This window comes from Arthrobacter sp. Hb9-2 (genome assembly GCF_059091165.1).
The window spans coordinates 64,655-77,859 of record NZ_JBNHGJ010000011.1 but is presented as its reverse complement, the minus strand read 5'-3'; the positions used below and the strand labels follow the sequence as shown (position 1 = coordinate 77,859).

The window sequence follows — 13,205 nt, the reverse complement described above, 5'->3', positions numbered from 1 at the left end:
GCCATGGTGCACACTAGAAGGCCGGGCCCGAAATGACCACCCAGAAGGAGAACAGATGAGCGCCCTCTCGCCGAAGGATGCAGCTGTGGAGAACCGGCCTGATGCCCACGAGTTGTGGAAGATTACCCTCGGTGAGCTCGACGAAAAGATGGGCGTGAAGATCCTCGAGGAGTCGGTGGAGCGTGTGGTGGCCACCATGCCTGTGGAGGGGAACAGGCAGTCCTTCGGGCTGCTGCACGGTGGAGCGTCTCTGGCCGTAGGCGAAGCGGTAGGGTCCTGGGCTGCCGTGATCCACGCGAGCACCATGGGCAAAACGGCGGTGGGCGTGGACGTCTCCGCCACCCACCACCGCTCCGCGCGGGAGGGCCAGGTGACCATCACCGCCACCCCCATCCATTTGGGCGGGACGCTCACAACGCACGAGGTGGTCATCACCAACGAGGCCGGCCAGCGGCTTTGCACCATGCGCATCACCAACCTGCTGATGCGGCGGCACAAATAACCAGTCTGGACGGCGGTTGTCCGAAACCTCAGCCGGGCGTCTGACGCCGACGACGGTGAACCAGCGCCATCAGCACGGCACCGACGACGATTGCGGTTGCGGCAGCGCCTGCCGCGGGGAGAAGCGCGGACGGGCCGGTGTAGGCAAGGTTGACGGTGTTCCTCCGGTCGCCGTTTCCTCCGGTGTTCGCGAGGACAGCAGGAGGGGTGCTGACGGGCGCGTTCACGACGACGGCGGGCGGGCCGTCCGCGAAAACCCGCGGTACCAGCGGGGCCGAGTCAAGGACGAACGACGCGGTGGCCGTTGCCGATGAGAGTCCATCCAGGGCTTGGATTACGGAAATTGTGTGGGCTCCGGGGGCCAATCCGTCAGGGAAGGGAACCTGCCAAGTTCCGCCCGCCACCAGCTCCAGCGGTACCAGGGCCGACCCCGCTGACCGGGATCCGGCGGGGCCGCTTGATGTGGAGCTGGCGAGGGGCTTGCCATCGATCGACACGGTCACCTCTGCCCCCTCGGTACCGCTGCCGGAAATGGTTTGCGGCAGGTTGTCCTGGCGGACATGCTGCCCGTCAGCGATGCTTTCAATGACAGGACGCGGAGGCGTTACTTGGACCGTTGCTGCGGCAACAGGGCTGTTGGCCGTTCCCGGCGAGGACAGCACAGCGTTGGCCGTCACATTGCCGAAAGCTGCCGCGCCTGCCACGCTGACCGTCCATTGCCCGTCCAGGCCTACTGTTCCGGAGCCCGCCACGTCACCTGAGACGGTGACGCCTGCACCCGGTGCACCCGTGCCGGAAAGGGTGGTCAACTTCGTCAGGGGCTGACCGCCAGGAGCCGTGATGGTGGGGGCGGCCAGGGGTGCCGGCGCAACGTCTGCCGTCAGCGACATTGCCCCGGAACGGCTGGGGCCGTTCATAGTTTCCGCCTGGAAGGTCAACGGGCCGGCAGGCCACGGGGCGTTAAAGCTCCAATAGCCTGCTTTGTCGACGGGCACGTCAAAGGTTTCATGGCCAGGCAGGGTGATGAGGACTGCGGTACCTGCGGCGGACGCCGGGTCCGCGGGAACCTGTCCGGAGATCGCTTGGCCTGCTTGTATGCTTCCCCCAGGGGCGGGCGAAGTCAGCACCGGTTTATTCAGGAAGACTTCCAGCTGGTACCCGGGCAGCACTTCGAGTGCGTCCTGCAGGGTGGCGGCCAGGGCGAAGTTTTGGGCCCCTCCGCTTTCCCCGGCGGAATGGATGCCCACCGCGTAGTTTCCGCTGATCCAGGGGCCGCCGGAGTCGCCGCCAGCCGATTGCACGTCCAAGGACACGAAGCCCCTGATGGCCCGGAGATCCTTGTTGTCTTTTGCATAGTTGGTCCCCTCGATGAGGTAGATCCCAACCTCGCTGATGGTGCCGCACGACCATCCCGTCCGCCAGCCGGAACGGCACACGTCCATGCCAATCACGGGGGCAGCCGCGCCGACGATTTTAACGTCCGGTCCCGGGGCAGCCTGGTCTCCCCACGTGGTAGCTGTGGGGAGTGGGTTCAAATCCGCGCGGAGGGCGCCAATGACCGAGAGATCCGTTCCCACGTTTCCGGGGTTTGTGGCGTTACTGGGCTGCAGGACGGGGGTGTTGCCTGGTCCGCCAAATTGACTGAACTCGAAGTTGCCCAGCAAGCCTGCCCGCGTTCCTTGGAACAGCAGGTCAGCGGTCTTGGATACACCATCCTCGCCGCAGTGCCCCGCGGTCAGGACGGCAGGCAGGCCAGCCGGGGTGAATGCGGAGAAACCTGTCGAACAAACCCGCCCGCTGTCTGCTGCATAACCCACGCCGCCCTGGACATCGGCTTCCGGTTTCATGGGGGCTCCCGGTGCCAGTTCGACGTTTGCGTACCTCGACACGAATTCGGACGCCGACATCTTCCCGGTGCCCGTGTCCGTCGCCGCTGAACCAGTGATGGACGGAGCCGCCGTGCCTGCCGACTCCGGTGTGTTGACGCCCCCGATCCTGATGACAAACTTGGGACCAATGCTGACCACCGCCTGCAGATCCGTGACACCGACTTCGCGCACGTAGGCCTGGAAAAGCTGCTCGGTGTTGGCTGCAAGTTCGGCCACGGGGGCTGGGGATGCCGACGCTGCGGGTTCAGGCGCAGCTTGCGCTTCCAGCTCCAGCGGAAGGCCGGGAGCGCCGGCGGCGAGCGCGTGCACGGCTGCCTGCAGTTCGACTCCGAGGCCCGACACGATGATCCGGCTGCCTTCCACCCGGATGCCCGTGTAGCCAGGCACGGCGCGGAGCTTCGCTGCGGCCTCCTCTGCCCGGACGCCCAGCTCCCCCGCCGCGGCGAACTTTTCCGGGGTGACGCCGAGGTCACGCTGGACGGCATCAGCGAGACCCGCTGCGGAAATGCCGCCGGAAGGTGCCGGCGCTGGGGTCTCCGTGCCCGGCGTGGCTACGGTGCTTGCGGCCGGACTGGTCGCCCCAGTTGCGCTGTCGTTCCCAACCGCCCAGACGGGAACAGCCACGTAGGCGGACGCGGCCAGCACGCCAGTGGCAGCACCAAGTGAGAGCACACGCCTCAGGTTGCCGGCGCTCATCGGGAAACTCCGGCTCCGCAGAGTGCCAGCACCGCGTCCAGCTCAGCAGGGCTCAGGCCGTGCCGCAGCAAGAAAGCCCGGGTGTCCAGGCTCCGCACAAACTCCACGACTGCGTCTCCGCGCTGCTCGAGTACAGGTGCCAGCTCGGCTTCCTCAAGATAGCGTTCGCGGTCGTGCGGCGGGCCGTGGGTGCGATAGCGCTCATTAATACCGCGGGCGGCGCGCCGGTAGCCCTCGGCGATGTCCTGGTCGGAGTCCCCTGCGAGGTCCTGGACCATGGCGGCCACCATGCCGCTGCGGTCCCTGCCGGCGGCGCAGTGGAGCACAACGTTGCCTCGCGTCGATGCTGCGGCCAGTTCACGAAAGACTCCCACCAGCTTCTCCGGGAAGATCCTGGCGTTGTCCGCATAATAGGCGGGGTCGTTGAGGTAGGGGCCGGAAATCTCTGTAAAGCCCGGATGACCGGGCTCTTCGGTAGGCGCGGAAACTATGGTTATCCCGGCCAACGCCGAGTCCGCAACGAGGGGATCGCTGTCCCGGCGACGGGCCTCAGGAGTGTTGCGGAGGTCAATAACGGTGCGGACGCCGTCGCTGTAGGCCTGCCGCCAGCCAGCCTCGGTCAGCCACTCCCGCCGCCCCATCCGGTAAACCCCGCCAGCCACGTGCCACGCGTTGACAGCGCCGTCCCAGTCCATCGACCTGTCCGCTCTGTTCATCCGCACAGCTAATCACATCAGTCACATCCGTTGCACCTCTAATAGGTAGCGGGCCTGCCGAAATTGGGGTATGGCCTACCAGTGACCTGTTAGGCCTTGGGGTATACGGTGACCATGAGCTGACTGCGGCGAGTTCGCGGCGGACGTTCGAAGGGGAACGAAATGGGAAAACCAGCAGTACGACGCCGGCGGTCCGTTTTCGCCGCGGCCCTCGTTACCGTGGCGATGGCACTTGGTGTCACAGCCATTCCGGCCGAGGCGGCGCCGGCCCAGACCGATTACGTGGCATTGGGCGATTCCTACACCGCGGGGACCGGAGCGGGGGCACCGGAACGCCCTGCAGGGGTGGACTGCTGGCAGAGCCAGCCGGGGTACGTGGACCTGGTGGGAAAGAGCAAAGGGATCAAGCTGGTGGCGAATGCGGCCTGCCACGGAGCCGTGCTCTCCAGACTCAGCCCTACATATGACCCCGTCATCTACACGCCCACTGTTCACGAGCAAATCAGGCTCCAGGTGCGCGGCAGGGCCTTCTCCGCTAAGACGGATCTGGTCTCGATTACCGCTGGAGCCAATGATCTGGGTTTCGCCCGGGTGCTGGGAGTTTGTGCTTTTTCGGATGAGAGCACATGCAAAGCCGCTGTTGCGCAGGCCACCTCCCCCGAAGCCCTTGCTTTCCTAAAAGCGAGTCTCGTCGGGACATATTTAGCCATAGAAGTAACGGCACCACGTGCAAAGACGGTGGTGCTGGGCTACCCGCTCCTCTTCGATCCAGCCAGTCAAATAAGGCCGATCCCGCGGGAGAATCAGGCGCTCATGAATGGGGCCACGTCAGTAGTGAATGCGACTATCGAAAAAGCTGTTCTGGCCGCCCAGGCGTGGCCCGGAACAGACCTGCTGTACGTTGGTGTGACCGATGAGTTTGCCGAACACGCCGTTAATTCAGCAGCCCCGTGGCTCCAGCTGTCACCAAGCGACTTCGGGGCCGACTACAACTTCCACCCCAATCAGGCGGGGCATCAGGCTTACGCCTCAGCGCTCCTGGCAGCGGTTGGGCCGGCCCAGCCCGCACGCCAGTAACCAAGCACCCCTAGCCCCGGCGGGCGAGCCGGTGCTCCAGGCCCGCCCGGACCATGGGCCATTCGTGTTCGAGGATGGAGAACACCACCGTGTCGCGCAGGAGGCCGTCGCGCGTCCTTGAGTGGTTGCGGAGCACACCGTCCTGCTTGGCACCCAGCCGGGCGATCGCCTCGCGCGACTGGTGGTTAAGCCAGTGCGTCCGAAACTCCACGGCAGGGCAGCCAAGGACCTCAAACGCGTGCCGCAGGAGCAGCAGCTTGGAGTCCGGGTTGGTCCCGGTCCCCTGCACTGAAGCGGCGTTCCAAGTGGATCCGATCTCAACACGGGGAGTGCCGGCGTCGACGTTCATGTACGTGGTCATTCCGATGATCCTGCCGGGGCCGCCGGAGGCCGGGTCGATCAACCGGGTAGTGAACGGCAGCATGGAACCCTGCTCCTGCAGGGCAAGCCTCCGCTGAATCTCGGCTGCCATTTCGTCCGGCGACGGCACCGACGTGTACCAGAGGCGCCACAGCTCACCGTCCCGAGCAGCATCAAGCAGGCCGTCGTGATGGTCCGGATTCAGCGGCTCCAGGGTTACATACCGGCCGGTCAGGGTAAGGGGTTCAAGGAAGGTCACTGCACCAGCCTAGGTCCAACCAACCGGGCCGGTTACGCTGGGCAAAGCACCAGGACGGCAAACGAGGGAGATAACGTGTCAGGAACCAACCCGGACCCGGAGGACGACAAGATCACCGGCCTGGAGCCGGGAGGCGGAGTTCCCCCGGGCGAAACGCCGCCGGGTGAGGCCTCGACAGCCGGACCCCAGGGCCACGATGAGCACGGCACAAAGAAGATCACACAGTTCTTCGTTATCGCAGCTATCGCGGTGGTGGTCCTGCTGTCGCTCCTGTACTTCGTCGGCTACATTGTGGGATTTTTCGACTAGCCGGCGTTCCTAGCTGGGCCAGTCAAAAAATCCCTTCCCGGTTTTGCGTCCCAATTCGCCGCGAGCCACCTTGTCCTTGAGGATCTGCGGCGGCGCGAATCGCTCCCCCAGCGTGGAGTGCAGGTATTCGGCAATCCCCAGGCGCACATCCAGCCCGACGATGTCCGTGGTTCGAAGCGGTCCGGTGGGGTGTTTATAGCCCAGGACCATGGCGGCGTCGATGTCCTCGGCGGACGCCACCCCCTCCTCCACCATGCGCATTGCCTCCAGGGCGATCGCCACGCCCAGCCGGGAGGACGCGAACCCGGGCGCATCATTGACGACGACGGCGGTCTTGCCCAGTGCCTCCACCCACCCTTTCGCCGCAGCGGCAAGGCCGGAAGACGTGTGTTCACCCAGCACCACCTCGATCAGGGTGGACGCCGGCACCGGGTTGAAAAAATGCAGCCCCAGGAAGTTTTCCGGCCGCTTCAGTTCCCCGGCCAGTCCGCTCACGGACAGCGAGGACGTGTTTGACGCCAGATAGGCATCATCCGCGAGCCGTTCCTCGATGCCCTGCAGCGCGGTGACCTTCAGGTCCCAGTCCTCGGGCACCGCTTCGACCACCAGTTGCCGGTCCTTGAAAGCGTGGTAGTCCACGCCCACCGTAAGCCGTGAAACGAGCTCGTCGAGGTTGGCGTCGACGGCGCCGCGCTCAATGCTCTTGGCTGCGGCTGATTCGACCCGTTCCCGGGCCGCCTCGGCGGACTGCTCGTCGCGCTCGATCACCAGCACATCCGCCCCCTTGACCAGGAAGGCGTGCGCGATGCCGGCACCCATGCGGCCGCCGCCCAAGACGCCGACGCGGGAAGGCAGGCCAGGGGCAGGTTGCGGTGTGCTCATGGATTCTTCTTTCCGGTCCCGGTGCCGGCCTTCACACCGGCGCTGTTGTCGGCCTTCTTGTCCAAAAACCGCTGCATCCGGTCGAACTTGGCCTCAGATTCAAAGAGGATGCCCTGGGCCAACTGGTCGATCAGGGGGTGGGCTTCCGCCGGTGCATGGAACACTGACTTGGTGATCCGCACGGCCAGCGGATCCTGCCGGCCGATCCTGTCCGCCAGGTCGTGCGCAGCGTCAAGAAGCTGAGCGGGGCCATGGACCTCGCTGATGAGGTTCACCGCCAGGGCTTCCTCGGCCCCGAGGACCCTGCCGGCCAGCAGAATCTGCTTCGCCACCGGCTCCCCCACCAGTTCCTTCAGCCGCCAGCTGGCCCCGGCTGCGGCGAGGATGCCCAGCCCGGTTTCCGGGTTGCCGATGCGCACGTTCGGTGTGCCGATCCGGAAGTCAGCCGCATAGGCGAGTTCCGCCCCGCCGCCCAGGCAATACCCGTCCAGGGCGGCAATGACGGGCATGGGCAGCTTGGCGATCCGGACGAAGATGGTGGAGTTGATTCCCTGCAGGGCATCGTCCCGGCGGCGCTCCCGCAGCTGTGCGATGTCCGCTCCCGAGGCAAAAACACCGTCCACGCCGGCGATGATCAGTACCTTCGGGTTCTGCTCAAGGGCAGCGCAGACGACGTGGAGTTCATCCACCATCTGCTGGTCGATGGCATTCCGGACCTCGGGGCGGTTGAGGAGCACCACCACGCGGTCTCCGCGCTCTTCCACCAGCAGCGCATGGAACTTTTCCGACGCCAGGTCCACAGCGCCCGGCATTAGACCTTCTCCAGCAGCATGGCGGTGCCTTGACCGACGCCGATGCACATGGTGGCCAGCCCGATCCGCGCGTCCTCACGCTCCATCCGCCCCAGCAGGGTGATGGCGATCCTGGCACCGCTGGAACCCAGAGGATGCCCCAAAGCGATAGCGCCGCCGTCGTTGTTCACAATGTCCGTTTCCAGGCCCAGCCGGCGGATGCAGGCGAGGGACTGCGTGGCAAACGCTTCGTTGAGTTCGACGGCGCCGAGGTCACCGACGCTGAGGCCGCTCCGCTTCAGGACTTTCTGGGTGGCCGGCACCGGGCCGATACCCATAATTTCGGGCTCACAACCGGCCGAGGCGCCATCGATGATGCGGGCGCGGGGTGTCAGGCCCAGCCTTTCGATGGCCGCTTCCGACGCCACGATGATGGCTGACGCGCCGTCGTTAAGGGACGACGAGTTGCCGGCCGTGACCACGCTGCCGCCGTTCGCCACCGGCTTCAGCCCAGCCAGGACGTCCAAGGTGGTGTCCGCCCGGGGACCTTCATCCGTGTCCACAACATGCTCGGATTTCCGGGTCTTGACGGTGACCGGGACGATTTCGTCCTTGAACCTGCCGGCAGCCGTGGCGTCAAGGGCACGCTGGTGCGAGCGGACCGCGAAGGCGTCGGCGTCCTCGCGCGAGATGCCGTCCACGCGGGCCACTTCTTCGGCCGTCTCGGGCATGGAGTACGTCATCTTGCCGTCGCGGGACAGTTCGCCCTTGTGGAACTGGGGGTTGGTGAAGCGCCAACCGATGGAGGTGTCGAAGATCTGGCCCGGCTTGGCAAAGGCGGCGGCGGGCTTTTCCTGGACCCAGGGTGCACGGCTCATGGATTCGACGCCACCGGCGATAACGATGTCCGCGGCGCCGGCCTTGATCATGTGACTCGCCTGGATGATCGCGCTGAGGCCGGAGGAGCAGAGCCGGTTAACGGTGATGCCGGGGATGTGGAGGGGCAGGCCGGCAAGCAGGGTGGCCATCCGTGCGACGTTCCGGTTTTCCTCCCCGGCGCCGTTGGCGTTGCCCAGGATCACCTCGTCAATGCTGTCCGGATCAAGCCCGGCCCGGTTCACGGCCTCCCGGATTACCAGGGCTGCGAGGTCGTCGGGGCGGATGGAGGACAGCGCCCCGCCGTATTTGCCCACCGGCGTTCGGACTCCGCCAACAAGGAAAGCCTGCGGACCTGCGGTTGCAGCCATGGAAACACCCTTCACGCGATAAACAGCACTGTCATCGGCGGCAGGCAGAGCTCAGCACTTACCGACCGTTCGTTCTGTAAATAGTACACGGGAGGGTCTTGGATGGGTACCGGCGCTTCCCTCGAACGCTTTAGAGGACCGTAATGCCTAGATGCGCGGCCAGGAGGGGTGCCAGGAGGCCCAACTGGTACTCGTCCACCACGACACCCGCCATGCTGCCGAGCCCGCTGATGCTGCGGAACCCCGTGCTCCGGACATCAAAGTCCTTGAGTTTGGCCCCAGCGAGGTCGAGGGAGCCGATGGTGCAGTTCTTGAGCCCAACGCGGGTACCCGTGGCTGAGCCCAGGTCCAGTTCGTTGATGATGCAGTCGCTGATGAGGACGTCGGTGAGCTTGGCGCCGCGCAGGTTGAGGAAGTCCAGCTTGCCGCCCTCGATGCTGACTGACTGCCAGCCGCTCTCGTACAGTTCAGCGGAGCCAAGCCGCGGATTCCGCAACTCGACGTCCCGCCAGGTGGAGCGGGCCGCCTTAAACACCGGTGCGTACAGCTCGCCCAGGATGCAGTCCCGGAACGAGGATCCGCGGAGCTGCGTGTCATTGAAGGACACCCCCTGGAACTCGCACTCTGCGAAGTCTGTCCCGCTGAGTTCGAGTCCATCAGCCTCGGCACGGCTGTACCGGCCGCCGTCGTACCTTTCACCGCGGCGGAAGTCCGATGCCGGCTGGTCCGTCAGGTTCTCCAGCCGCACCGGCGTGAGCCTGGGGGCACTAACCTTCAGGTCAGCGGCCTTGGAAGCATACGCAGCCACTACGGAAGCGATTCTGCTTTGGCTGCGATCTCTGCCAGGTCCTTGGTCAGGGCTTTGCGGGTGGCGGCCATACCCATCCTGCCAAACAGCAGCATCATGAGCCGGCTCACTACCGTGGGCTTGATGACTTCGGCACCGAAGGTCAGGGTAAGCTCGGTGCCGCCGTCCCGCGGGGCAAGGCTGAACCTGGTGGTGTAGTCCGCGCCACCCTGGACGGCTTTGACGGTGGTGCTGCGCTGCCGGTCTGCTTCCGCCACCCACATCTCCACCGTCTCGGACTTGCCCAGCATCTTCCGGGTCTCCTTCCAGCGCGTCCCTTCCCCGTAGGGGCCGTCAGTGAGGAGCTGCACGGAATCGACTCCGGACAGCGTTGCCGCGGAGCCAGGGATGTCCGTGATGACGGACCAGACTTTCTCCGGTGACGCCTGAATGTGCTGGGTGAGGCTGGTGGTGTGCTCCATGTTCCGAGCCTAGCCGCGGGTACGGACAATCAACAGGCGCCCCTCCCGGAAGGAAAGTCCGGGCTTGAAATAGTAAGCAAGCTTCGTGTTAGTGTGAAAATGCATTGTTTGATCAACGGAAACGAAAGGAGGCCACAACCATGGGCCTCGGAGACAAGATCAGTAACGCAGCAGAAGATATGGGCGGCAAAGCCAAGGAAGCTGCGGGCAACGCAACGGACAATGACCGCCTGAAGGCAGAGGGCCAGGCGGACCAGGTCAAGGCCGACGCCAAGAAGGTCGGCGAAAGCGTCAAGGACGAGTTCAAGCGCGACTAGCTCCTCGCTGATGCAGCCGCAGCGAACGGCGTGCTGCAACAGTCAGAAATGGCGGCGGATCCCAGGATCCGCCGCCATTCCGCTGTCCAGCCACTTTCACCATCCGCTGCGGGTCGGAGTGTGCCCCTGCCGGGAGTCTTCGGGCATCGTCATTTCGGCGCGCAGCCCCAGGAGCCGGATGGGGCGGCCGGGCTCGATCTTCGCCACGAGGTCGAGAGTACGCGCAAGCACCTCCGCGGGGTCTGATGTCTCGGGGATCTTCCGGGCGTACGTTTTGGTGATGAACGGGGCGTAGCGGACCTTGAGCGTCAGCCCGATGACCGGCCGCCCCTCGGCCCCGACATCCTCCAGCACACGCGCCGCCAGCTCCCGGACGGCGTCGTCAATCTGCCCGGGTTCAGTCAGATCGTGCTGGAAGGTGGTTTCCCGGCTGTGCCCGCGTGCCACCCAGGGCGTGTCATCGACTGTCCGTGACCCGTCGCCCCGGCCGAGCTGCGCGTACCAGGGGCCCATCTTCGGGCCGAATTCGGGAACCAGGTCATCAGGGTTGGACGCCGCAAGCTGGGCAACAGTCTTGATGCCAAGCGTGGCCAGGCGCCGCGACACCTTGGTTCCCACGCCCCACAGCTCGATGGTGGGCCGGCTTCCCATGACCCTGAGCCAATTGTCTTCAGTGAGCCGGAAGACGCCGGCCGGCTTGCCGAACGTAGTGGCTACTTTGGCGCGGACCAGGGTGTCGCCGACGCCCACACTGCAGTGCAGCCGGGTCTCCTCAAGGACGGCGTGCTGCAGTTGCCGGGCATAGGCCTCGGGGTCCGCCGCCTGCACGCCAACAAACGCTTCGTCCCAGCCGAGAACCTGGACCGTGGCGCCCGGTTGCGCGCGCAGCACTGACATGACCTGTTCGGACGCAGCGAGGTAGGCCTCCTGGTCGACGGGCAGGATGACGGCGTCGGGCACTTTTCGTGCGGCGATGCGCAGCGGCATTCCCGAGCCGACACCGAAAACCCTCGCTTCGTACGACGCCGTAGACACCACCGCCCGCTCGGACGGATCGCCGCGGCCGCCAACGATCACCGCCTTGCCCGCGAGTTCAGGGCGGCGGAGCACTTCGACGGCTGCAATGAACTGGTCAAGGTCCACATGCAGCACCCAGGGTTCGCCCACAAGCCTTAGTTTGCCTCCATGGAGCGCTCCGCACCACAGGCATACCCGCACGTCGTCGAAATCCCTGGAACGGTGCCCCGACGCTGACGCGTTCCAGCGACTCCGCACCCTTCCGGCGATTCAGTGGGTTCGGCACCATCCGTCTCCGCCGCTGACCAGGGAAACGACGACGGCGGGATCCCCTCCCAGGGAATCCCACCGTCGTCGTACTGCTTGGGTGAACCGTTAGCTGTACAGCGCGTTCTTCGGTTCGTTCTGCTTGACCTTCTGCCAGCCCAGCCACAGGACCACGGCGAAGAACGGGATGGTGGCCAAGGTCCAGAGGCCCAGGTAGAACACCTCGCCGCTCTTGCTGGTCATCGTGTCGAAGCCGATCAGCACCGTGATGGCCAGCAGTCCGATCAGGCCGGCCCAGCTGGTCCACGGTGAACCGGGCATCGGCAGCGTGGACGTGACGCCCTTCTTGTGGCGCAGCGCAATCTGGCTGGCGAAGATGGCGCCCCACGTGAAGATGACGCCGATGGACGCGGTGTTCAGGGCCAGGTCGAACGCGTGCGAGCCGCCCAGCCAGATGTTGAGCAGGATGCCCACCAAGTAGAAGGCCGCGATGGCGAGGATGGCCGCGTACGGGACGTGCCGCTTGGACATCCGGGTGAGCCACTGCGGGGCGTGGCCGTTGTTGGCCATGGTGCGGAACACACGGCCAATCGAGTACAGGCCTGAGTTGCAGGAGGACAGTGCCGCAGTGATAACGATCATGTTCATCACATCGCCCACCCAGGCAAGGCCCATCTGGCCGAACACGGTGACGAACGGCGAGGTTCCCGCCACGTACTGGTCGGACGGCAGCAGCATGGCCAGCAGGGTCACGGAGCCGACGTAGAACACCACAATGCGGAGTACGACGGCGCGGATTGCCTTGGGCACTTCGCGTTCCGGGTTCTGCATCTCGCCGGCGGTGATGCCCACGAGTTCGATGCCGTTGTAGGCGAAGATCACGGCGTTGAGGACCAGGACCATCACCAGGGCGCCCTTGGGGAACATCCCGCCCTCTGCGGCGAAGAGGTTGGCCACCGATGCGTTGCCGTCACCCACCTGGGCGTTGGTAACCACCATGAAGGTGCCCACTGCCAGGAAGATCAGGATGGCACCGACTTTGAGGCAGGAAGCCCAGAACTCGAACTCGCCGAATGCCTTGACGCTCAGCAGGTTGACCGCCACCAGGAGAGCCAGCGCGGCAATGGCCGAGGCTTCCACGGGAACGTTGGGGAAGAAGAACTGGAAGTAGAGGCCGATGGCAATCAGTTCGGCGATGCCCGTCATGCCCCAGTTGATGAAGTACATCCAGCCGGAAAGGAACGCGCCCTTCTTGCCGAACATCTCACCTGCGTAGCTCACGAAAGAGCCCGACGTCTGGCGGTACATGATGAGCTCGCCCAGTGCCCGCATCAGCAGGTAGGCGATGACGCCGGCGATGGCGTAGGAGAAAATCAAGGCCGGGCCGGTGGAGGCCAGGCGTCCGCCGGCACCCATGAAGAGGCCGACGCCGATGGCGCCGCCCATGGCAATCATGGTGACGTGGCGCCTGCCCAGCGTCTTGCTGTATCCCTCGGCGCTGAGGGTGGGGTCGACGGCGGTGGATGGTGCCGTGGTGTTCTGGAGATCTGTGGGGGTACTTTGAGGCACAACGATTCCTTGTGGGTTGGGGGTTGGCCGCATCCGGAC

14 protein-coding genes are annotated in these 13,205 nt (G+C 65.2%); 4 read left to right on the top strand and 10 right to left on the bottom strand.

The window, feature by feature from the left end; genetic code table 11:
* Nucleotides 1-55 precede the first annotated feature (55 nt).
* A complete protein-coding gene (locus AC5RV1_RS08710; protein ID WP_493994212.1) occupies nucleotides 56-502 on the top strand; it encodes a PaaI family thioesterase in 447 nt (148 codons plus the stop codon).
* Nucleotides 503-530: 28 nt separating this feature from the next.
* Here the strand turns inward: AC5RV1_RS08710 and AC5RV1_RS08705 are convergent, their stop codons facing one another.
* Together AC5RV1_RS08705 and AC5RV1_RS08700 are read right to left on the bottom strand one after the other, a co-directional pair.
* Nucleotides 531-3,086 (bottom strand): S1 family peptidase, encoded by a 2,556-nt coding sequence (locus tag AC5RV1_RS08705; protein ID WP_493994211.1) that lies wholly within the window; start codon nucleotides 3,084-3,086, stop codon nucleotides 531-533.
* Nucleotides 3,083-3,802: a tyrosine-protein phosphatase gene (locus tag AC5RV1_RS08700; RefSeq protein WP_493994210.1), complete on the bottom strand. Its 720-nt coding sequence runs from the start codon at nucleotides 3,800-3,802 to the stop codon at nucleotides 3,083-3,085. The genes AC5RV1_RS08705 and AC5RV1_RS08700 overlap by 4 nt, the downstream gene beginning before the upstream one ends.
* Nucleotides 3,803-3,964: 162 nt before the next feature.
* On the opposite strand from AC5RV1_RS08700, the gene AC5RV1_RS08695 reads away from it, so the two are divergent.
* A complete protein-coding gene (locus tag AC5RV1_RS08695; protein ID WP_493994209.1) occupies nucleotides 3,965-4,879 on the top strand; it encodes an SGNH/GDSL hydrolase family protein in 915 nt (304 codons plus the stop codon).
* A 10-nt stretch (nucleotides 4,880-4,889) separates the two neighbouring features.
* On the opposite strand, the gene AC5RV1_RS08690 is transcribed toward AC5RV1_RS08695, so the two are convergent.
* The gene (locus AC5RV1_RS08690) at nucleotides 4,890-5,498 is read right to left on the bottom strand and encodes a GNAT family N-acetyltransferase (RefSeq protein ID WP_493947103.1); all 609 of its coding nucleotides are present in this window, start codon (nucleotides 5,496-5,498) and stop codon (nucleotides 4,890-4,892) included.
* Nucleotides 5,499-5,573: 75 nt separating this feature from the next.
* Here AC5RV1_RS08690 and AC5RV1_RS08685 point away from each other — a divergent pair, with 75 nt between their 5' ends.
* Nucleotides 5,574-5,807 (top strand): DUF6480 family protein, encoded by a 234-nt coding sequence (locus AC5RV1_RS08685; protein ID WP_493947104.1) that lies wholly within the window; start codon nucleotides 5,574-5,576, stop codon nucleotides 5,805-5,807.
* Nucleotides 5,808-5,816: 9 nt separating this feature from the next.
* On the opposite strand, the gene AC5RV1_RS08680 is transcribed toward AC5RV1_RS08685, so the two are convergent.
* The 5 genes from AC5RV1_RS08680 to AC5RV1_RS08660 form a co-directional block, all read right to left on the bottom strand.
* A complete protein-coding gene (locus AC5RV1_RS08680; RefSeq protein ID WP_493994208.1) occupies nucleotides 5,817-6,689 on the bottom strand; it encodes a 3-hydroxyacyl-CoA dehydrogenase family protein in 873 nt (290 codons plus the stop codon).
* Complete coding sequence (locus tag AC5RV1_RS08675; protein ID WP_493994207.1) at nucleotides 6,686-7,501, bottom strand: enoyl-CoA hydratase/isomerase family protein; 816 nt, start codon at nucleotides 7,499-7,501, stop codon at nucleotides 6,686-6,688. The genes AC5RV1_RS08680 and AC5RV1_RS08675 overlap by 4 nt, the downstream gene beginning before the upstream one ends.
* Nucleotides 7,501-8,727: a thiolase family protein gene (locus tag AC5RV1_RS08670; RefSeq protein ID WP_493994206.1), complete on the bottom strand. Its 1,227-nt coding sequence runs from the start codon at nucleotides 8,725-8,727 to the stop codon at nucleotides 7,501-7,503. Before AC5RV1_RS08670 ends, AC5RV1_RS08675 begins: the two co-directional genes overlap by 1 nt.
* A 130-nt stretch (nucleotides 8,728-8,857) precedes the next feature.
* Nucleotides 8,858-9,535, bottom strand: coding sequence for a pentapeptide repeat-containing protein (locus tag AC5RV1_RS08665; protein WP_493994205.1), 678 nt, complete (start codon nucleotides 9,533-9,535; stop codon nucleotides 8,858-8,860).
* Nucleotides 9,535-9,996, bottom strand: coding sequence for an SRPBCC family protein (locus tag AC5RV1_RS08660; protein ID WP_493994204.1), 462 nt, complete (start codon nucleotides 9,994-9,996; stop codon nucleotides 9,535-9,537). Before AC5RV1_RS08660 ends, AC5RV1_RS08665 begins: the two co-directional genes overlap by 1 nt.
* Nucleotides 9,997-10,136: 140 nt before the next feature.
* On the opposite strand from AC5RV1_RS08660, the gene AC5RV1_RS08655 reads away from it, so the two are divergent.
* The gene (locus AC5RV1_RS08655; RefSeq protein ID WP_104998934.1) at nucleotides 10,137-10,313 is read left to right on the top strand and encodes a CsbD family protein; all 177 of its coding nucleotides are present in this window, start codon (nucleotides 10,137-10,139) and stop codon (nucleotides 10,311-10,313) included.
* Between the two features lie 96 nt (nucleotides 10,314-10,409).
* Here the strand turns inward: AC5RV1_RS08655 and AC5RV1_RS08650 are convergent, their stop codons facing one another.
* Nucleotides 10,410-11,480 (bottom strand): DNA polymerase IV, encoded by a 1,071-nt coding sequence (locus AC5RV1_RS08650; RefSeq protein WP_493994203.1) that lies wholly within the window; start codon nucleotides 11,478-11,480, stop codon nucleotides 10,410-10,412.
* Between the two features lie 225 nt (nucleotides 11,481-11,705).
* Nucleotides 11,706-13,166 carry an amino acid permease gene (locus AC5RV1_RS08645; RefSeq protein WP_493947112.1) on the bottom strand — a complete coding sequence of 487 codons (1,461 nt, stop codon included), beginning with the start codon at nucleotides 13,164-13,166 and terminating at the stop codon, nucleotides 11,706-11,708.
* Between the last annotated feature and the right edge of the window lie 39 nt (nucleotides 13,167-13,205).